We start from the raw sequence: 20,872 nt of genomic DNA on the forward strand, positions 1-20,872 counted from the left end.
CTCGGCGTCCGAGACGCCACCGGGCTGTCTGGGGCCCCACGTCCGGGCGGGCACAGCCCGGTGCCGTCACTGGAAGGAGTACGGGTTGAGCGCGTCCTCCGGCAGGTGTTCCAGCTGCACCCGGTCGCCGATCCCGGCCTCCTCGGCGAGTTCGAGGAGCACGTCGAAGGCGACGTGATCCTCCAGGGCGAATCCGGTCGAGTCGAAGACGGTCAGCTCCTCCCGCCGCCCCTCGGCGAGCGCCGGGTCGGCGCACAGCGCGGGCAGCGCCGGGCCCAGCTCGCTCTGGTCGAGCTGCTGGCACTCACCCTCGCGCAGCGCCTGCCCCTGGTGGTCGGGGGTGACGAAGGCGGCCTTCAGCACGGACAGCGGCACCTCGTACTTGCCGATCAGGTCGGCGCCTATGGCGTTGATGTGGGCGTGCGGGCGCAGCCGCTCGCCGTGGAGGACCGGGCCGTCCCCGACCCCGACCGAGGTGACGGTGCAGATGATGTCCGATGCCGCCTCGATCTCCGCGACGGATGCCACCTCCACGTCGATACCGAGGAATTCCACACGCTCGGCGAAGGACTCGGCGTGGGCGGGCTCGATGTCGTGGACGAGGATCCGGTCCAGCCGGAAGACCCGGCTGAGGGCGTGGGCCTGGGTCACCGCCTGGGCACCGGCGCCCACCAGGCCGAGGACCCGGCTGTCGGGGTGGGCGAGCAGACGGCTCGCGATGGCGGACGCGGCGCCGGTGCGGACGGCGGTGGGCAGAATCCCGTCACCGACGGCCAGCAGACGGCCGGTCACGTCGTCGTAACGGGCCATCGTGCCGATGATGGTGGGCAGCTGATGGGTGGACGGATTCGTGGGAGTGTACGCCACGGTCTTGATGGTGATCGAGTCGCCGGGCTGGTGGTGCGGCATCCATTCGAGGACGGCCGTGTTCTGAGGACCGCGCAGGAATCCGTCCCGCGCCGGAGTGATGCCCCATCGGCTTTCCGCACGGAACGCCTCGTCGAGCCGGTCGATCATCCGGTCCATGAAAAGGTCTAATCCCTTTCCCTGGACGATCTTGGCAACATGCTGCCGAGCGAGGACCGTGGTTTCCATTGTTTCCCCTTGATTCGCATCACGGTGCGGCATTTACCTGCCAATGGATTTTTTTTCCATCGGAAAGGACGAACCGGAATATGAAACTAATGGCTTCAGTTTCCTCCGGTCAAGCTTTCGCCTGGGCGAGTACGGTTTCCCGCAACTGTCACCCTGCGGAGAACCGCAGGGTGACAGTTGCGGGAAACAATGGCTACCGAGGGGGTTTACCCCGTGTCGACGTCCGGGACATGGAACTAGCGTTTTAGCGTCATAAGCCCGGCAGCCGCCACAACGGTTCGGCACCATGGGGAGGACGCAGACAGTGCGAAAGAAACCGGCGACGTTACGGGTTGCCCGATGGAGTGCCACACATCCGTGGTCCGCGATCGGACTGTGGGTCGTGTTCGTCGTCCTGTGCCTCTTCCTCGGCGGCGCCGCCGGGACCAACAAGCTCGACTCCGAGGAGTCCGGCGTCCGGGAGTCGGGCCGGGCGGGCAAGATCGTTTCTGCCGGGGACTTCACCGAGAGGCCCGAGGAGAACGTGCTCATCACCGCCGAGTCGGGCGGGAAGCTGGACCAGCGGGCGGCGCAGCGAGCGGCCAAGGACATCACCGGCCGGATGAAGGCACTGCCCGAGGTGCGGAGCGTCGGTGAGCCGGTTCCCGCGCCGAACGGCAAGGCCCTGCTCGTACCGGTGACGATGAACGGTGACGAGGACGACGCCATCAACCGGGTCCGCCCGCTGCTCGATGTGAGCGCCGAGGCCGACCGCACCCACGACGGACTCAAGATCGAGCAGGTGGGCACCGGTTCGACGGCGAAGGGCATGTCGGACACCATCGGCAAGGACTTCAAGCGGGCCGAGCTGATCAGCGTTCCGCTGACCCTGCTGATCCTGCTGGTGGTCTTCGGCGCGATCATCGCCGCCGGAGTGCCCGTGCTGCTCGCCCTGTCCTGTGTGGTCACCGCGATGGGGCTGTCGTCCCTGGCCTCGCATGTGCTGCCGGAGACCAGCGCGGTGAGCAATGTCATCCTGCTCATGGGTATGGCCGTGGGCGTCGACTACTCGCTCTTCTACCTCAAGCGGGAGCGGGAGGAGCGCCGTAAGGGCAAGTCCCACCTCGACGCCATCGAGATCGCCGCGGAGACGTCGGGGCATACGGTCGTGGTGTCCGGCACCACCGTGATCGTGGCGATGGCCGGGCTCTACCTGGCCCAGGAGGCCACCTTCGCCTCCCTGGCCACCGGTTCCATCATCGTCGTGGCGGTCGCGGTCCTCGGCTCGGTGACCGTGCTGCCCGCCCTTCTCGCCAAGCTGGGCCGCTGGGTGGACCGTCCTCGGGTGCCGTTCCTGTGGCGGCTGACGATGCGCTCCGGCGAATCGCGGGTGTGGCCCGTGCTGCTGCGCCCGGCGCTGCTCAAGCCGGTTCTCACGCTCGTGGTGTCCATCGGCGCGCTGCTGCTGCTCGCCCTGCCCGCCCTGGACATGAAGCTCAAGCAGCCCGGCCAGGACGACCTGTCACGGGACATCCCGGTCGTGCAGGCGACCGACCGGCTCACCGGTGCCTTCCCGAGCGAGGGCACCGTGCACAAGGTGGCGGTACGGGCCCCGGCCGACGAGGCCGGCCAGGTCAAGGCCGCTCTGCGGAGGCTGATCGACCGCACCGAGGGCAACAGTCTCTTCGCCCACGACCAGACGCCGGTGATCCGCGAATCCCGGGACCACCGGGTGCACACCATCGAGGTGGGCACGCCGTACCCGCCGAAGAACCCCAAGGCCACCGAGTCGCTGAAGGTGCTGCGCGGGTGGGTGCCCCAGGCGCTGGACGAGGTCCCGGACGCCGAGAGCGGCGTCGGCGGCGCCGTGGCCCAGGGCATCGACTTCACGGACCATCTGGAAGAGCGCATGCCCTGGGTGGTGGGCTTCGTGCTGCTGCTGACTTTCGGCACCATGGCGGTGATCTTTCGCTCTCTGGCCGTGGCGCTGTCGGCGGTGCTGCTGAACCTGCTCTCCGCTGCCGCCTCGTTCGGTGTCCTGGTGGCGGTCTTCCAGCACACCTGGGCGGAGGGTCTGCTCGACTTCGACAGCTCGGGCACCGTGGTGTCCTGGCTTCCGCTGTTCCTGTTCGTGGTGCTCTTCGGACTGTCCATGGACTACCACGTGTTCGTGGTCAGCCGGATCCGGGAGATGGCGGTGGAGGGCGCGTCCGTGAGGGACTCGGTGCGTGAGGGCATCGTTCGCTCGGCGGGCGTCGTGACCAGTGCCGCGATCGTCATGGTGGCCGTTTTCTCGATCTTCGGCACGCTCAACGCGGTCGAGTTCAAGCAGCTGGGCGTGGGACTCGCGGCGGCGATCATGCTGGACGCCGTGGTCATCCGGATCTTCGTGCTGCCGGCGCTGATGACCGCGCTCGGCCCGTGGAACTGGTGGCCCGGCAGCACGTCCGGGACCGGCCGGGAGACGTCCGCCGTATCGGCCCCGGCCGAGGGCGGGACCGGTGCGCCGACGGGCCTACCGGCACCGTACGCACAGTCCCCCGTGCCCGAGACGGACCGGGCACCGTCGCCCGGCCACCCGCGGCGGTAGTGGCCGAGCAGCCCCTGTGACCAGGGGGGAGGGCCGTCCGGTACCCCCGGCCGGGCGCCTCCCCCCTCTTTTCGTTCCTGTGCCGCTCGCCGTGCCGGGGCGGTCAGCGGGCGGCCGCCCCGGTGAGGAACTCCACCATCACCTTGTTCACCGTCGCGGGGTCTTCCAGATAGCCGTAGTGCCCACAGCCCTCGATGAGTTCGTACTCGGCTCCCGGGATGGCGTCGGCGACCTCGCGCGCCAGGTGCGCGGGGGTGATCAGGTCGTCCGCGAAGGCGATGATCTGGCAGGGGACGCGGATGCCCCGGTATGCCTCGAGCCGGTGGTCCAGCGTGCTCAGATCCATCTGCGCTCGCTGTCCGGGTCCGGCCGCGGGCGACAGCTCGAACAGATCGAGCCAGTCGGCCATCGCCTCGCCATCGTCGAGGGTGCGCGGGGACAGCGACTTCAGGGCCCGGACCACGGCGGCGTACCGGGCCGGGAGTTCCACCCCGGCGTCGTGCAGCCCGATCTCGGCACGCGTGATCGCGGCGCGCAGCATATCGGTGCGGCCCCGGGTGGCGATGAGGACGGCCTGGCGCACGAGATCGGGCCGGGACAGGGCGAGTTCCTGCGTGATGAAGGCGCCCAGGGACGTGCCGACGACCCGACACGGACCGATCCCGAGGTGCTCGATGAGCCGCGCCACATCGCCGACCATGTCCTGGAGGGTGAACCCCTGGGGACACTCCGAAGTCGGCGGTATGCCGCGGTTGTCGAGGGTGATCACGCGGAATCCGGCGGCGGTGAGGGCGGGCACCTGGTGCAGTTGCCACACGGTGCCCCCGGCGCCGGTCCCCTGGATCATCACGACCGGCTCGCCCTCGCCGGCTTCCTCGTAGTGGAGCTGTATTCCGTTGACGTGAACGACCGGCATCTCGCTCCTCCATCCTCCTTGGTATGACGGGTGTACGGGCATGCGTGTGGCCCGCCCTTCGGGTACGACGCGTCAAAGGCGTCCAGGCCGGGCGGGCCACACGGCGGTCCAGCGGGTGCGGCCTCAGACCGCGTCGGCGCCTTCCATGGCCTTGATCAGGCTCTTGGGGCGCATATCGGTCCAGTGGGCGTTCACGTATTCAAGCGCCGCGTCCCGCGTGGCGTCGGCAAGGACCGTGCGCCAGCCCTGGGGAACCTCGACGAACGCCGGCCACAAAGAGTGCTGCCCCTCATCGTTGACGAGCACGAGATAAGTGCCCTCGGGGTCCTCGAAGGGGTTGGTGCTCATGAGATCGCTCCTTCTCGAAGGAATTCTTTCACTTGACGCTTGACGTACATTCACGGCTCACAGCCGGTCGGCGAGAAATCGTCCGATACGCGCCGCGTGACGGGCGTCGGTCATCAGATCTCCGTGGTTCGAGTCTATGGGGCATATCTCGATCGACCCGCCTGTCAGTGGTTGCCACAAGTTGACATCCAGGAGGGTTTCCCGGCCGGCGGGTTTGCGCTCCGCGGAGATGAAAAGCATGTCCCCGTCGAAGAACTGGGGTACATAGGACCGCATGATCCGGACATTGTTCACGTAGACGTCCTTGAGGGCCAGCACGTCCTGGGCCTCAAGGTGGTCGAGGTGGGCCATGGGGTGATTTCCCCCTTGCAGGAATTCCCGGAAGCGCAGCAGAACTTGCTCCTGGTCTGCTATGAGCTCGGCCATGTCGAAGGTGAATCCCATGGCCCGCAGGTTGTTCGCGACGACTTCGTGCTCCACCGGCTCCGAGTGGTCGCTGTGCTCCCCCGGCGGGTAAGAGTCGAGCACCGCGAGCATCCCGACCTCCTCGCCCTCCGCTCGTATCCGGACGGCCAGCGCCTGCGCGGTCAGCCCGCCGAAGGACCATCCGGCGAGCCGGTAGGGGCCGTGGGGCTGCACGGAGCGGATCCGCGCGAGATAGTCCTCGACCATCTCGTCCATGGACGCCGGGAGCGGTCCGGTGCCGTCGAGGCCGCGGGCCTGGATGCCGTGGACCGGCACATCGGCGCCGAGATGGCGGACGAGTCCCGAGTAGCACCAGCTGAAGCCGCCTCCCGGATGCAGGAAGAACAGCGGGGCGGCCGAGCCGCGGGCGCGCAGGGGCAGCAGCATCCCCGTCGAGTCGCCCTCCGCAGCCGCCTCGCCCGTCAGCAGGCGGGCGAGCGCCGCCGGTGACGGAGCGTCGAAGACCGCGCGCACCTGCAGGTCGCCGCCCATCTCGTCGCGGATCCGGCCGACCAGCCGGGCGGCGAGGAAGGAGTGGCCGCCGAGGTCGAAGAACTCGTCGTCGGCTCCGACCTCCTCCACGCCCAGGACCTCGGCGAACAGGGCGCACAGGGCACGCTCCTCGGGCGTCCTCGGCCGGCCCGACGCCCTATCGCCCCGGTACTCGGGTGCCGGCAGCGCGGCCCGGTCGAGCTTGCCGTTGGGCGTCAGCGGCAGCGCGTCCAGGGTGACGAACGCGGCGGGCACCATGTGGTCGGGCAGATGCCGGGCAGCGTGCTCGCGCACCCGGCGCGGTCCGGGCTCGGCGCCGTGCGCCGCGACCACGTATGCGACGAGCCGCCGGTCCCCCGGCCGGTCCTCCCGCACGACCACGGCCGCCCGTGCCACCTCCGGGGCGGTGGTGAGAACCGACTCGATCTCACCCGGTTCGATGCGGAACCCGCGGATCTTGACCTGGGTGTCGGTGCGCCCCAAGTACGTCAGCTCTCCGTCGCGGGTGAGGCGGGCCAGGTCGCCGGTGCGGTACATACGGGCGCCCGACGGGCCGTAGGGATCGGCGACGAACCGCTCCGCGGTGCGGTCGGGGCGGGCGATGTAGCCGCGGGCCAGGGCGGCGCCGGTGATGTACAGCTCGCCGGGGACGCCCGGCGGCACCGGGTTCAGCCAGGGGTCGAGCAGCCGCACGGCGGTGTTGTCGACGGGCCGCCCGATGGGGGCGGGGCCGCGCGTCCACGCGTCGGTGTCCGCCGGGAGCGGGCAGGCCGTCACCACGTGGGTCTCGGCGGGCCCGTAGTGGTTGTGCAGCCGCACGCCCGGGCGGTCGGCGCAGAACGTGCGGATGGCGCCGTGCGGGGTGAGCGCCTCCCCGGCCTGTACCAGGTCGGTGAGGTCCGGCAGCTCCAGCCCCTGGGCGGTGGCGGCCTCGCACACCGCGTCGATGACCAGGTTGGGCGCGTACAGCTCCTTCACGCCCGCGTCGTGCAGCCAGCGGGCCAGGCGGGCCGGGTCGCGGCGGACGTCCTCGGGGCAGACCACGAGGGTCTTGCCGTGCAGCAGTGCGGAGAGGATCTCCTGGACGGAGACGTCGAAGCTGACCGCGGTGAACTGCGCCACCCGGGTGCCCGGTCCGCCCGGCAGCTGCGCCTGGTGCCAGTCCAGCAGGTTGGCGAGGGCGCCCGCGGGCATCACCACGCCCTTGGGGCGGCCGGTGGAGCCCGAGGTGTAGATGGCGTACGCCGGGTGCGCGGGGTGGAGCGACCTGGCGCGCTCGTCGCCGGTGACGTCGGTCGCGGGATACGCGGCGAGCGCCTCGGCGGCCTTCGGGTCGTCGGTCGCGATGGTGCGGCCGGCGAGTGCTTCCGGAAGCGCCGTGGCCAGTTCGCGGGTGGTCAGCACGAGGGCGGGGCGGGCGTCTTCGAGCATGAACGCGATACGGGCCGCGGGGTACTCGGGGTCGACGGGCAGATACCCGGCACCGGCCTTGAGGACCGCCATGAGGGCGGTGACCAGGTCGGCCGACCGGGGCATGGCGACCGCGACAAGGTCCTCGGGACCCACTTGGCGGTCGATGAGCAGCCGTGCGAGGCGATTGGCACGCGCGTTGAGTTCCGGGTAGCCGACCGCGCCGGCCGCGGTCTCCACGGCCACGCCGTGCGGGTTGCGGGCAACGGCCGTCTCGAACCGCTCGCACAGCGAGGCGTCGCGCGCGGGGCGGGCCGCGCCGCGGCCACCGCTCAGCACCGCGGCCCGCTCGCCCTCGTCGAGGAGCGGCACCTCGCCGAGTCTCGCCTGCGGATTGGCGGTCATGGCCGTCAGCAGCCGCAGGAGCCGCGCGACGATCCGCTCCGCCGTGTCGCGCTCGAAGAGGTCGGTGCTGAATTCGAGGCCCGCGCTGAGCCCGTCCACGCTGCCGTCGGGGGCGTGCCGTTCGGCGAAGGACAGCAGCAGGTCGAATTTGGCCGTGCCGGTGTCCGAGGCCACGCGCTCGACGGTGAGGCCCGGCGCCCCCACGCCGTCCTCGGGGGCCGCCGTGTCCGACGGCGTCTGCCGCTGCTCGGTGTTGTTGAAGGTGAGCATGGTCTGGAACACCGGGTGCCGGGCCTGCGAGCGCCTGGGGTTGAGCGCCTCCACCAGCCGTTCGAAGGGCAGGTCCTGGTGGGCGTACGCCGCCAGGTCGGTGTCCCGGACGCGGGCGATCAGCTCACGGAAGGTGGGGTTGCCCGAGGTGTCGGTGCGCAGCACCAGCGTGTTGACGAAGAAGCCGACGAGATCCTCGAGGGCGTCGTCGGTGCGGCCGGCCACAGGGGTGCCCAGCGGAATGTCGGTGCCCGCCCCGAGCCGGGTGAGCAGCGCGGCGACCGCGGCCTGGACCACCATGAAGGGGCTGGCCTTGGTGGCCCGGGCCAGAGCGCGGACCTGTTCGTACAGCGGTCCGGGCACCTGGTAGGGGATGCGTTCGCCGCGATGGCCGGAGGTGGCGGGGCGCGGCCGGTCGGCGGGCAGTGTGAGTTCGTCCGGCAGTCCGGACAGCGCCCCCTTCCAGTAGGCGAGTTGTCGGGCGATCAGGCTCTCGTCGTCGTCCTCGGAACCGAGCACCTCGTGCTGCCACAGGCTGTAGTCGGCGTACTGGACGGGCAGCGGCTGCCAGGCGGGGGCGGTGCCTACGCGTCGTGCGGCGTAGGCGGCGACGATGTCGCGGGCGAGCAGCGGCACCGACCAGCCGTCGCCCGCGATGTGGTGGACCAGGAGCAGCAGCACATGCTCCCGCTCTCCGGTCTCGAACAGCCAGACGCGCAGCGGGAGTTCTTCGGACAGGTCGAAGGCGTGTCCGACGGCGGCGGCGATCTCCCGCTCCAGGCGATCTCGCGGCACCTCGGGGACGACGGTCAGCGCGGTCCGGGCCTCCGGCCCGGGCAGCACGACCTGGTACGGCCCTTCGGCGTCCTCGGCGAAGACCGTGCGCAGCGACTCGTGGCGCTCCGCGACGTCCACGAGCGCGTCCCGCAGCGCCGTGCGGTCCAGATCGCCGGTGAGCCTCAGTGCGAAGGGGATGTTGTACGTCGGCGAGGGGCCCTCGAAGCGGTGCAGGAACCACAGCCGGCGCTGGGCGAAGGAGGCCGGGACACGGTCGGGGCGCGGCGCGGCGGGCATCAGCGCCGGCCGGGCCGATCCGGCCGTGTCGAGGGCGCGGGCGAGCCCGGCCACCGTGGGCGTGTCGAACAGCTGCCGCACCGCCAGCTCGGCACCGAGCACCGAACGGATGCGTCCGGCGAGCCGGGTGGCGAGCAGCGAGTGTCCCCCTGCGTCGAAGAAGTTGTCGTCGATGCCGACCGACGGCAGGCCGAGTACCTCCGCGAAGAGGCCGCACAGGATCTCCTCCTGGGGGCTGCGCGGGGCACGGCGCGTTCCGGTGGCGGGGCCGGTGTCGGGCAGGGGCAGGGCCTTGCGGTCCACCTTGCCGTTGCCGGTCAGCGGCAGCGCGTCGAGGACGACGAACGCGGCGGGCACCATGTAGTCGGGGAGTTCGGCGGCCAGGTGCGCCCGCAGGTCCTCCGGGGACGGGGTGGTGCCGCGCTCGGCGACGAGGTGGGCGACCAGTCGCTTGTCGCCGGGGCGCGGCTCCTGCACGGTGACGACGGTCTGGGCGACGTCGGGATGGCTGCCCAGCAGCGCCTCGATCTCTCCGAGTTCGATGCGGAAGCCGCGCAGCTTCACCTGCTCGTCCGCGCGCCCGAGGTATTCGAGGACGCCGTCGGCATTCCAGCGCACCAGGTCGCCGGTGCGGTACATGCGGGTGCCCGGCGGGCCGTAGGGATCGGCGACGAAGCGTTCCGCGGTGATCCCGGGGCGCCGCCAGTAGCCGCGGGCCAGGCCCGCGCCGGCGATGTGCAGCTCGCCCGCCGTGCCCGGTGGCACAGGGCGCAGCCCGGTGTCGAGGACCATCAGCCGGGTGTTGTCCAGGGGGCTGCCGATGGGGACGGAGGCCGGGACCTCCGGTCCCCGGGGAAGCCGGTGGCGCACCGCGAACGTGGTCGTCTCGGTGGGCCCGTACACGTCGATGACGGTGGTGTCGGGGCAGGCCCGCATCACCCGGCGGATGGACGCGGCGGGGACCGCCTCGCCGCCGGTCCACACCTCGTGCAGGCCCGCGAAGTGTTCGGGCGCCTCGTCGGCGACGAGCTGGAAGAGACCGGTGGTCAGGAACAGCCCGGTGATCTCGTGCTCGGCGAGCAGCTTGCCGAGCCGCTCGGCGTCGAGGTCGCCGGGCGGGGCGACGACGGCGGTGCCGCCGGTCAGCAGCGGCACCCACATCTCGTAGGTGGAGGCGTCGAAGGCGTGCGGCGAGTGGACCAGGATCCGGGTGTGGGCGCCGTTCGCGAACGAGCGGTCATGGGCGAGTTCGAGCACATGGCGATGGGTGGCGGCGACGCCCTTGGGTGTTCCGGTGGAGCCGGAGGTGTGGCTGATGTAGGCGATCTGTCCGGCGTGGACGTGCGGCAGTGGCTCTCCCGGCACGGGATCGGGCTCCGTCCCGGTGCCGTCGTCCACGACGACCACGGGGAGCCCCAGTTCCGCGGCGCGGTCGGCGTTCGCCCGGTCGGTCAGCACCAGGGAGACACCGGCGAGGCCGGTGAGCAGCCGCAGCCGGTCGGCCGGGTCACGCTGCCGCAGCGGGACGTACGCGCCGCCCGCCTTGAGGATGCCCAGCGCGGACACGATGACGTCCGCCGAGCGCTCCATGAGCAGCGCCACCGGGGTTTCCGACACCACCGCGAGCCGGGTCAGGCGGTGTGCCAGCGCGTCGGAGCGGGCGTCGAGCGCGGCGTAGTCGAGCGCGTCGGCCCCGGTGCGGACGGCGGTGGCGTGCGGGGTGCGAGCGGCCTGGGCGCGGAACGCCTCCGGCAGGCTGAGGTCCGGGACGTCGGTGTCCGCGCCATGGCCGAGCGCGAGGACGGTGCGGTGTTCCTCCCCGGAGAGCAGCTCGAGCCGGCCGACGGGCCGCAGCGGGTCGGTGGCGACCGAGGTGAGGACGCGGACCACGCGGTCCAGGACGGCGCGGGCCGATGCCTCGGGGATCAGGTCGGGCTGGTGGTCCAGGCGCAGCCGCAGCAGGCCGCCACGGCCGACCGCGACGAGCGCCAGCGGATAGTGCGCGGCGTCGCGGTTGCGGGCGCCGGCGACGGTCAGGCCGCTCGTCCCGCCGGGCTTGTCGTTCCCGGCCGTGAGGTCCACGGGGTAGTTCTCGAACACCATCGTGGTGTCGAAGAGTTCACCGGCTCCGGCGAGCCGCCGCACCTCGGCGAGGCCGATCTGCTGGTGCGCCTGAAGCCGGGTCTGCTCGTCCTGGACCCGGCGCACCAGGTCCACCAGCGGCTCGTCGGCACGCAGCCGTACCCGGACGGGCAGGGTGTTGATGAACAGGCCCACCATCGTCTCGACCCCGGCGAGCTCCGGCGGCCGTCCGGAGACGGTGGCGCCGAACACCACATCGTCCCGCCCGGTTAGCCCGCCGAGAACGACCGCCCAGGCGCCCTGCACCAGCGAGTTGAGGGTCAGCGCACGCTCCCGGGCCAGGGCGGCGAGCGCCTCGTACACCGCGGGTTCGAGCTCGGTGTCCAGGCGTCCCGGCACGACGGCGGGCCGGTCGCCGCTCCGGGGCGCGACGAGGGTGGGGCCGTCGATTCCGGCCAGCGCCTCGCGCCACGCGGCCACCGCGGCGTCCCGGTCCTGGCCGGCGAGCCAGTGCAGATAGTCCCGGAAGGGCCGGACCCGTGGCAGCCCGCTGTCGTCGCCGCGGGCCGCGTACAGCGCGAGGAGTTCGCGCAGCAGCATCGGGCGTGACCAGCCGTCCAGCAGGATGTGGTGGTTGGTCAGGACGAAGCGGTGCCGGCCGTCGCCGAGCCGCAGCAGGGTGAACCGCATCAGCGGCGGCTTGCCGAGATCGAAACGGCGTCGCCGGTCCGCCTCCAGCACCCGGTCCGCCGCCTCGGTGCGCTCGTCCTCGGTCAGCGCGGCGAGGTCGAGCTCCTCCCAGGGCAGGGGAACCTCGTGCGGAATGAACTGGACGGGGCGCCGCAGGCCCGCGTAGCGAAAGCCCGCGCGCAGATTGGCGTGGCGCCGCAGCAGGGTGCGGCACGCGGCGCGCAGCGCCTCGGGGTCGAGGTAGCCCTCCAGGTCCATGGTGTCCTGCACGACATAGACGTCCGGCGCCGCCTCGTCGTACACGCTGTGGAAGAGCAAGCCTTCCTGCAGCGGGGCCAGCGGCAGGATGTCCTGCAGTCCGGACTGCGTCGCCATCACATGGTCCTCCAGTCGTCTTCCAGCAACTCGATCTCGTCCTGGCTCAGCAGGCTCAGCGAAACGTCCGAGACGGTGAGCCCGCCCGCGTCGGGGCGTTCCGCGTGCTCGGTGAGGGCCGTCAGGGCCTGGAACCACAGGTCTGCCAACGTGCCGACCTCGGTCCGGTCGAGGATGCCCTCGGCCCAGGTCCAGGTGGCGGTCAGTTCGGGTCCCCGCGGCCCGTCGTCGGTACGGGCGTTGAGCTCCAGGGGGTGCGCGAGCGGAACCCTGGGGTCGGTGCCGCCGATGCCGGCGGCGCTGGCGAGCACGGTCCAGTCCGGGACCGTGGCGCTGCCCGCCTCCTCGGCGTCCGCGACCTGGAAGCGCCCGAGGTAGTTGAACGCCACCCGCGGCTCGGGCAGGCCGGTGAACCCCGGCGCGGTGCCCGGGTTCAGGTGCCGGGCCAGGCCGTAGCCGATGCCCTTGTCGGGCACGGCCCTCAGCTGCTCCTTGATCCGCTTGACGGCCTCGCCCGCGGCCGGGCCGCCCGCGAACGCGTCGGTGAGATCCACCGCGCCGGGGTCGATCCGTACGGGATACAGGCTGGTGAACCAGCCCACGGTGCGGGACAGGTCCACGGCGCCCACGATGTCCTCCTCGCGCCCATGGCCTTCCAGGTCGAGGAGCGTCCCGGCCGCGCCCGGGCTCCAGGCGTCCCGGCCGCCGCGCCAACGCGCCCAGGCCAGGGCGAACGCGGTCAGCAGCACGTCGTTGACCTCGGCAGTGAACACCGACGGCACACGGGTGAGCAGCTTCTCGGTGACCGCGACCGGCAGTGTGACCGTCAGATGCGCCGCGCTCCCGTACGTGTCCCGGGCCGGGTCCAGTGCCCGTTTGCCCAGGAGCGGGTCCCCGGGCCGCAGCACCTCCTGCCACCAGGCGGCCTCCGCCGCCCGCGCGGGCCCGGCCGCCGCCTCCGTCAGGCGCTGTGCCCAGCGTCGCAGCGAGGTGCCCACGGGCTGGAGTTCCGGCTCCCGCCCGGTGCTCACGGCGCGGTACGCCTCCGCCAGGTCGGGTACCAGGATGCGCCAGGACACCCCGTCGACGACCAGGTGGTGGACAAGGAGGAGCAGCAGGCCCGGGGTGTCCGCGCCGCGGTCGAACCAGACCACCTGGACGAGCCGTCCCGCGTCCAGGTCGAGACGCTCCCGGGCGGCTTCGGTCTCCCGCCGCACCAGGTCCCGCTGGGCCGGCTCGTCGAGCCCTGCGGCGGCCACGCGGTGGACCAGGGAGGCGGCGTCGACCGCGCCCGGTTCGCGGATCTCCAGCCGCCGTTCGGGAGCGGCGGTGAGCCGGGCCCGCAGGGCGCCGTGGTGGTCGAGCACCGACCCCAGCGCGGACCGCAGATGCTCGTGGCGGAGGGCCGCGGGCACCTGGACGAGCCGCGACTGGTTGAACTGGTCGGCCGGGCCGCCTCGTTCGAGGAACCAGCGCATGATCGGGGTCAGCGGTACGTCACCGACGTCCGCTCCCGGCTCCTCCGCGGCCACCCGGACGGTCTCCGTGGCGACGTCGGCGAGCGCGGCGACCGTGCGGTGTTCGAAGACGTCGCGCACCGCGAGTTCGAGTCCGGCCCGCCGGGCGCGGCTGACGAGCTGGATGGACATGATGCTGTCGCCGCCGAGGTCGAAGAAGCCGTCGTCGATGCCGACCCCGTCCAGCCCGAGCACCTCGGCGAACAGCCCGCACAGCGTCTTCTCCCGCTCGGTGCGCGGGCCCCGCCGGTCGGCCTCCGGCGTCCCGCCGTACACGGGCGCGGGCAGGGCTCGCCGGTCGAGCTTCCCGTTCAGGGTGAGCGGAAGCGCGTCCAGAACGACCACGGCCGACGGCACCATGTGCTCCGGCAGGGCGGTGGCGAGGTGGGCGCGCAGCGCGTCGTGCCCGGGAGCCGGGTCGGCGCCGGCGGTCGGCACGGCATAGGCCACGAGACGTTTGTCGCCGGGCCGGTCCTCGCGCAGGATCACCGCGGCCTGGGAGACCGCGGTGTGCGCCTCGAGCGCCGCCTCGATCTCGCCGAGCTCGATGCGGAAGCCCCGCAGCTTGACCTGGTCGTCGACGCGGCCGTGGTACTCCAGGCGCCCGTCGGCCAGCCGGCGTCCGGTGTCCCCGGTGCGGTACATGCGGCCCTCGCCGAACGGGTTGGCCACGAAGCGCTCGGCGGTCAGCCCGGACCGGCCGAGATAGCCACGGGCCAGACCGGCACCGACGACGTACAGCTCCCCGACGACGCCCCTCGGCACCGGTCGGAGCCTCTCGTCGAGCACGTACACCCCGAGGTCCGGGATCGGTTCGCCGATCACCGAGCCGGACGGGGCCGCGACGACGGCCTCGTCGAGCGCGACATGCGTGACGTGCACGGTGGTCTCGGTGATGCCGTACATGTTCACGAGGGACGGGGCGTCATCGGGGTGCCGGGCGTACCAGTCGGCCAGCCGGCCCAGCTCGAGCGCCTCGCCGCCGAAGACGACATGGCGCAGGCGAAGCCGCGCGGCGGTCTCGGGATTGTCCCGGTCGGCCGCCATGAGCTGGTAGAACGCCGACGGGGTCTGGTTCAGCACGGTGACCCGCTCATCCGCCAGCAGGGTCAGGAACCGCTCCGGGGTCCGGCTGGTCTCGTAGGAGACGACGACCAGGCGTCCGCCGTGCAGCAGCGGTCCCCACAGTTCCCAGACGGAGAAGTCGAAGGCGTAGGAGTGGAACAGCGTCCATACGTCGTCGGGGCCGAAGTTGAACCAGTGGCCGGTCGCGTCCATCAGGCGTATCGCGTTGCCGTGCGGCACTTCCACGCCCTTGGGCCGTCCCGTGGATCCCGAGGTGTAGATGACGTACGCGGTGTCCAGGGGCGAGAGCGCCACGTCCGGGTCGCCCGCCTGGTACCGCTGCGACTCGGCGAGCACATCGGGCGTCACGGTGAGGATCGGCCGGGCGTCGTCGACCATGTACGCGATGCGGTCGGCCGGGTAGGCCGGGTCGATGGGCACATACGCCGCGCCCGACTTCAGTACGCCGAGAACCGCGACGACCAGTTCCTCGGTACGGGGCATGCTCAGCGCCACATACCGCTGTGATCCCGCTCCCCGCTCGCGCAGCAGATGAGCCAGCCGGTTCGCCCGCGCGTTCACTTCGGAGTAGGTGAGGGACGTGGTCTCGTAGGTCACCGCGATCGCGTCCGGCGTCGCGGCCACCTGCCGCTCGAACCGGGACACGATCGTCTCGCCGGGGGCGGAGGTGTGCCGCGGCGGTGCGGTCAGCTCGCGCCGCTCGACCGGGTCGAGGATCTGGAGGTCCTGGATCCGGACGGCCGGGTCGGCCGCCACCTGCTCCAGCACACGGACGAAGCGGTCGACGATGCTCTGTGCGGTGGCCCGGTCGAACAGGTCGGTGCTGAAGTCCAGCGCACAGCCGAGCCCGGCCCCGGCGGCCCCGGCCGTCTCGGCGATTTCGAAGGAGAGGTCGAACTTCGCCGAGGGCGACCCGAGCGGTCGCCCGGTGACGGTGAGCCCCGTCTGCGCGGTGAGGGGCCGAGCGGCGTTGTTCAGGTTGAGGACGGTCTGGAAGAGCGGGTGCCGGGCCAGCGAACGCTCCGGGTTGACCACCTCGACGAGCCGCTCGAAGGGCAGGTCCTGATGCGCGTACGCCTCCAGGTCGCGCGCCCTGACACGTTCGACCAGCTCGGTGAAGGTGGGGTTGCCGGAGGTGTCGGCGCGCAGCACCAGCGTGTTGACGAAGAACCCGACGAGGTCGTCCAGCGCGTCGTCGGTACGGCCCGCGACAGGTGTGCCGATGGGGATGTCGCTGCCCGCGCCGAGCCGGGTCAGGAGGGTCGCCAGGGCCGCCTGCAGGACCATGTACAGACTCGCGCGATGCTCACCGGCGACCCGCACCAGCCGCTCGTACAGGCCCGGCGGCAGCTCGAACCCGACCCGGTCGCCCCGGTAGGAGGCGGCCGCCGGCCGTGGCCGGTCGAAGGGCAGGGCCAGTTCCTCCGGGAGCCCTTCCAGCGCCCGGGTCCAGTAGTCGAGCTGGCGCGAGATCTCGCTGCCCGAGTCGGACTCGTCACCGAGGAGGTCACGCTGCCAGAGGCTGTAGTCCGCGTACTGCACCGGCAACGGCTCCCAGGCGGGAGCGCGGCCGGTCATCGCGCGGGCCGCGTACGCCGCCGTCAGGTCACGCACCAGGACACCGCGCGACCAGGCGTCGCTCGCGATGTGATGCGTCAGCAGGAGCAGGGCCGAACGGTCGGTTTCCGCACCCTCGGAGCCTCCGGCGACGGCGGGCAGCCGGAACAGCGAGGCGCGGATCGGCATCTCGGTGGAGAGGTCGAAGGCGTACCCGGCGGCGTCACGCACCAGCCGGTCGACTGACGCCTCGTCGGCCACCTCCTCCACGGTCAGCGGCACCCGCGCCTGTTCCGGTGCGAGGACCACCTGGTAGGCGCCGCCGCCCGTGTCGTCCGCGAAGACCGTGCGCAGGCTCTCGTGGCGCACCACCAGGTCGGCCAGGGCCTGACGCAGCGCGCCCTGGTCCAGCGGGCCTGTCAGGTCGAGGGAGATGACCATGTTGTAGGCGTCGCTCGGCCCCTCCAGGTGCTGGAGGAACCACAGGCGCTGCTGCGCGTGGGACAGCGGCACCCGGGCGGGCCGCTTCGCGCTCACCACCCGGCCTCGTACCGCGGCGGACTCGTCGAGCGCCGTGGCGAGCTCTGCCACGGTGGGTGCCTCGAAGACGCGGCGTACGGCCAGTTCGGCGTCCAGGACGGTACGGATCCGGCTGACCAGCTTGGTCGCCAGGAGCGAGTGGCCGCCGAGGTGGAAGAAGTCGTCGTCGATCGTGACCGACTCCACGCCCAGGACCTCGGCGAACAGACCACACAGGATCTCCTCGCGCGGCGAACGCGGCGCCCGGCCGGTGGCGGTGCCGGGGCCGTAGTCGGGCGCGGGCAGCGCACGCCGGTTCAGCTTGCCGTTCGCGGTGAGCGGGAAGGCGTCCAGCGTCACGAACGCCGACGGCACCATGTAGCCGGGCAGTCGCGCGGCCACGTGCTCACGCAGGGCCAGGGGCTCCGGTCCGCCCGCCGCGGAGGGGACGACATAGGCGACGAGCCGCTTGTCGCCGGGCCGATCCTCACGGACGAGAACGGCTGCCTGCGCCACGCGGGCATGCCCGGCCAGCACCGTCTCGATCTCGCCCAGCTCGATCCGGAAGCCACGCAGCTTGACCTGGTCATCGACCCGGGACAGATACTCCAGCTCACCCCCGGCGGTCCACCGCACCAGGTCACCCGTGCGATACATCCGCCCACCGCCGGTGCGGTCGAACGGATCGGCCACGAAGCGTTCAGCGGTCAGTCCCGAGCGTCCGTGGTAGCCGCGGACCACACCCTCGCCCGCGATATACAGCTCACCCGGCACCCCGGCCGGGACCGGCCGCAGCCCATCGTCCAGGACATACACCTGGGTATTGGCGATCGGCCGCCCGATTCGGGGCGCACGCGCGGTGTCCGGGGTGACCGACCAGGCTGTCGACCAGATCGTGGTCTCGGTGGGGCCGTACATGTTCGTCACCGACTCGGCCCGGTCGGCCAATGCCACCGCCAGATCGGCGGGCAGCGCCTCGCCACCGACGAGGACCCGCACACCCGCCAGCACCGAAGCGTCCTCGGCCAGCACCGCCCGCCACAGGCTGGGGGTCGCCTGCATGACCGAAATCCGCTCGTTGGTGACGAGCGCGCACAGCGCCACCGGATCCCGCACCACATCCCGCTCCGCCACCACCACCGCCGCACCGCTGAGCAGCGGTACGAACAGCTCCAGGCCCGCGATGTCGAACCCGACGGTGGTGACGGCCAGCAACCGGTCCGCGCCGGTGAGTTGGAACCGCTCGGCCATCGCCACCACGAAATTCGCCAGCGGCCCCTGGGGCACCACCACACCCTTCGGCCGACCCGTCGAACCCGACGTATAAATCACATACGCCGCATGCGACGGCGCACGGGGAGCGATCCGCCGCTCCCCCGCCGTCCGGGAAAGCTCCTCGGCGGTCCCGGGCGCGTCCAGCAGCACACGTGGGATGTCCACGTCCGGTAGCAAGGACACCAACTCGCCTGTGGTCAGGATGAGTTCGGGTGTGGCGTCCTGGAGCATGCAGGCGAGCCGGTCGGCCGGGTACTCCGTGTCCAACGGCAAGTACGCCGCCCCGGCCTTCCACACCGCCAGCAGCGCCACCAGCAGATCCACCGACCTGGGCAACGCCACCGCGACGAACGCCTCGGGCCGCACGCCACGGTCGGCCAGCAGCCGCGCGAGACGAGCGGCCCGAGCGTCCAGCTCGCCATAGGACAGGGACACCCCGCCGGCAGCCACCGCCACCGCATCCGGCGTCCGCGCCACCCGCTCCTCGAACAGCTCCACCACGGGCCGACCCGGCACCTCACACGCCGTGTCATTCCAATCCCACACCACCGACCGCGCCTCGGCCTGGTCCAGCAGGTCGATCCGGTCGAGCGGGGTGTCCGGAGCGTCGACCATGCCCTGCAGCACACGCAGGTAGCGCCTCCCGAGCGTTTCGACCGTGTCCCGGTCGAACAGGTCGGTGCTGTACTCCAGCACTCCGCGCAGTCCGCCGGCTCCGTGCGGCTGCTCGGTGAAGGCGAAGGACAGGTCGAACTTGCCCGCGCCGGTGTCGGCCGCCACCGGCGACACGGTGAGGTCGGGGATATCGGCCCCGGCTTGGTCGGTGGCGGCTGTGTCGGTGTTGTTGAACGCCAGGAGCACCTGGAAGAGCGGGTGGCGGGCCAGCGAGCGTTCGGGGTTGAGCACTTCGACCAACCGCTCGAAGGGCAGGTCCTGATGGGCATAGGCGGCCAGGTTCCGCGTACGGACGCGCTCGATCAGCGCGCGGGCCGTGGGACGTCCTGACGTGTCGGCGCGCAACACCAGTGTGTTGATGAAGACGCCGACCAGGTCGTCGAGCGAGGTGTCGGTGCGGCCGGCGATCGGTGTGCCGATGGGGATGTCGGTGCCCGCGCCGAGCCGGGTCAGCAGCGCCGCGAGCCCGGCTTGCACCACCATGAACGGGCTCGACTGCGTGTCCCGCGCGAACGCGACCACCTTGTCGTAGAGCGGGGCCGGAATCTCGAACGGGATGCGGTCCCCACGGTAGGAGGCGACGGACGGCCGCGGCCGGTCGTACGGCAGCTCCAGCTGATCCGGAAGGCCCGCCAGCGCGGAGGTCCAGTAACCGAGCTGCCGCGAGATCTCACTGTCAGGGTCGGACTCGTCGCCGAGGACGTCCCGCTGCCAGAGGCTGTAGTCCGCGTACTGGACCGGCAACGGCTCCCAGGCGGGGGCCCGGCCGGTCGTCGCCCGGGCCACGTACGCCGCCGTCAGGTCTTGCGCCAGCGGGGCGCGCGACCACGCGTCGCTGACGATGTGGTGCAGGACCAACAGGAGAATGTGTTCGTCACCGCCGTCGAGTGCCAACAGCGTTGCCCTCAGTGGCAGTTCTCCCGAATCCGCCGACAGGTCGAAGCCGCGACGCGCGGCCTCACGCAGCTCCCCTTCGACATTCGCCCGGCCCATCTCCACCGTTGTCCACTCCGGCTCGGCCTCGCCCAGCGGGCGAACGACCTGGTAGGCGCCTTCGGAGTCCTCGGTGAAGACGGTGCGCAGGCTCTCGTGGCGGGCGACCACGTCGCCCACGGCCAGGCGCAGCGCCTCCCGGTCCACAGGGCCGGTCAGCCTGAGCGCGATCGGGACGTTGTAGGTGGCGCTGGGGCCCTCGAACTGGTTGAGGAACCAGAGGCGTTGCTGGGCATACGAGAGAGGGATGCGGTCCGGACGCGGATCGGCCGCGGTCACACGGCGGCGCACCGCGTCGGTCGTCAGGGCGGTGGAGATGCCGGCGACGGTGGGGGTCTCGAAGAGCTGCCGGATGGGCAGTTCGGCGTCCATGACGCTACGGATCCGGCTGACGAGCTTCGTCGCGAGCAGGGAATGGCCGCCGAGACGGAAGAAGTCGTCATCGATGGTGACCGACTCCACGCCCAGCACCTCCGCGAACAGACCACACAGGATCTCCTCACGCGGCGAACGCGGCACCCGGCCAGTGGCGGTCTGCGAACCGTAGTCGGGCGCGGGCAGCGCACGCCGGTCCAGCTTCCCGTTCGGCGTCAACGGCAGCGCGGAGAGGGTGACGAACGCGGAAGGCACCATGTAATCCGGCAGCAGGGCTGCGGCATGGCCCCGCAACCCCGATCCGGACACCGACCCATCCGCCACCACATACGCGACCACACGGCGATCCCCGGCCCGGTCCTCCCGCACAACCACAGCAGCCTGGGCGACCTCACCATGAGAAGCGAGAACGGCCTGGATCTCACCCAGTTCAATACGGAAACCACGCACCTTGACCTGGTCATCCACCCGACCCACATACACCAACTGACCATCAGCGTTCCACCGCGCCAGATCCCCCGTGCGATACATCCGCGCACCCGCCGGACCAAACGGATCAGCGATGAACCGCTCCGCCGTCAGCCCCGCACGGTCCCAGTAACCCCGCGCCAGAACCACACCAGCGATATAGAGCTCACCAGCCACCCCCGGCGGCACCGGACGCAACGACACATCCAGCACATA

6 protein-coding genes are annotated in these 20,872 nt (G+C 71.5%); 1 reads left to right on the forward strand and 5 read right to left on the reverse strand.

What is annotated here, in order from left to right; translation table 11 throughout:
- Positions 1 to 66 precede the first annotated feature (66 nt).
- The gene (locus tag ACFYOY_RS29055) at positions 67 to 1,026 is read right to left on the reverse strand and encodes an ornithine cyclodeaminase family protein (protein ID WP_388590473.1); all 960 of its coding nucleotides are present in this window, start codon (positions 1,024 to 1,026) and stop codon (positions 67 to 69) included.
- Between the two features lie 451 nt (positions 1,027 to 1,477).
- Between ACFYOY_RS29055 and ACFYOY_RS29060 the strand changes: the two genes are divergently transcribed.
- A complete protein-coding gene (locus tag ACFYOY_RS29060) occupies positions 1,478 to 3,664 on the forward strand; it encodes an MMPL family transporter (protein ID WP_388590475.1) in 2,187 nt (728 codons plus the stop codon).
- A 103-nt stretch (positions 3,665 to 3,767) separates the two neighbouring features.
- Here the strand turns inward: ACFYOY_RS29060 and ACFYOY_RS29065 are convergent, their stop codons facing one another.
- The 4 genes from ACFYOY_RS29065 to ACFYOY_RS29080 all read right to left on the reverse strand — a co-directional run.
- A complete protein-coding gene (locus ACFYOY_RS29065) occupies positions 3,768 to 4,580 on the reverse strand; it encodes an alpha/beta hydrolase (RefSeq protein WP_351890857.1) in 813 nt (270 codons plus the stop codon).
- 123 nt (positions 4,581 to 4,703) lie between these two features.
- Positions 4,704 to 4,928: an MbtH family protein gene (locus tag ACFYOY_RS29070; protein ID WP_351890862.1), complete on the reverse strand. Its 225-nt coding sequence runs from the start codon at positions 4,926 to 4,928 to the stop codon at positions 4,704 to 4,706.
- A 57-nt stretch (positions 4,929 to 4,985) separates the two neighbouring features.
- Positions 4,986 to 12,191, reverse strand: coding sequence for an amino acid adenylation domain-containing protein (locus ACFYOY_RS29075; RefSeq protein WP_388590477.1), 7,206 nt, complete (start codon positions 12,189 to 12,191; stop codon positions 4,986 to 4,988).
- A partial coding sequence (locus ACFYOY_RS29080; protein ID WP_388590479.1) for an amino acid adenylation domain-containing protein occupies positions 12,191 to 20,872 on the reverse strand: 8,682 nt, incomplete at its 5' end. The genes ACFYOY_RS29075 and ACFYOY_RS29080, both read right to left, overlap by 1 nt.

Origin of the sequence: Streptomyces sp. NPDC007875 (genome assembly GCF_042868035.1) — a bacterium.
GTDB classification, from domain to species: Bacteria; Actinomycetota; Actinomycetes; order Streptomycetales; family Streptomycetaceae; genus Streptomyces; species Streptomyces antimycoticus.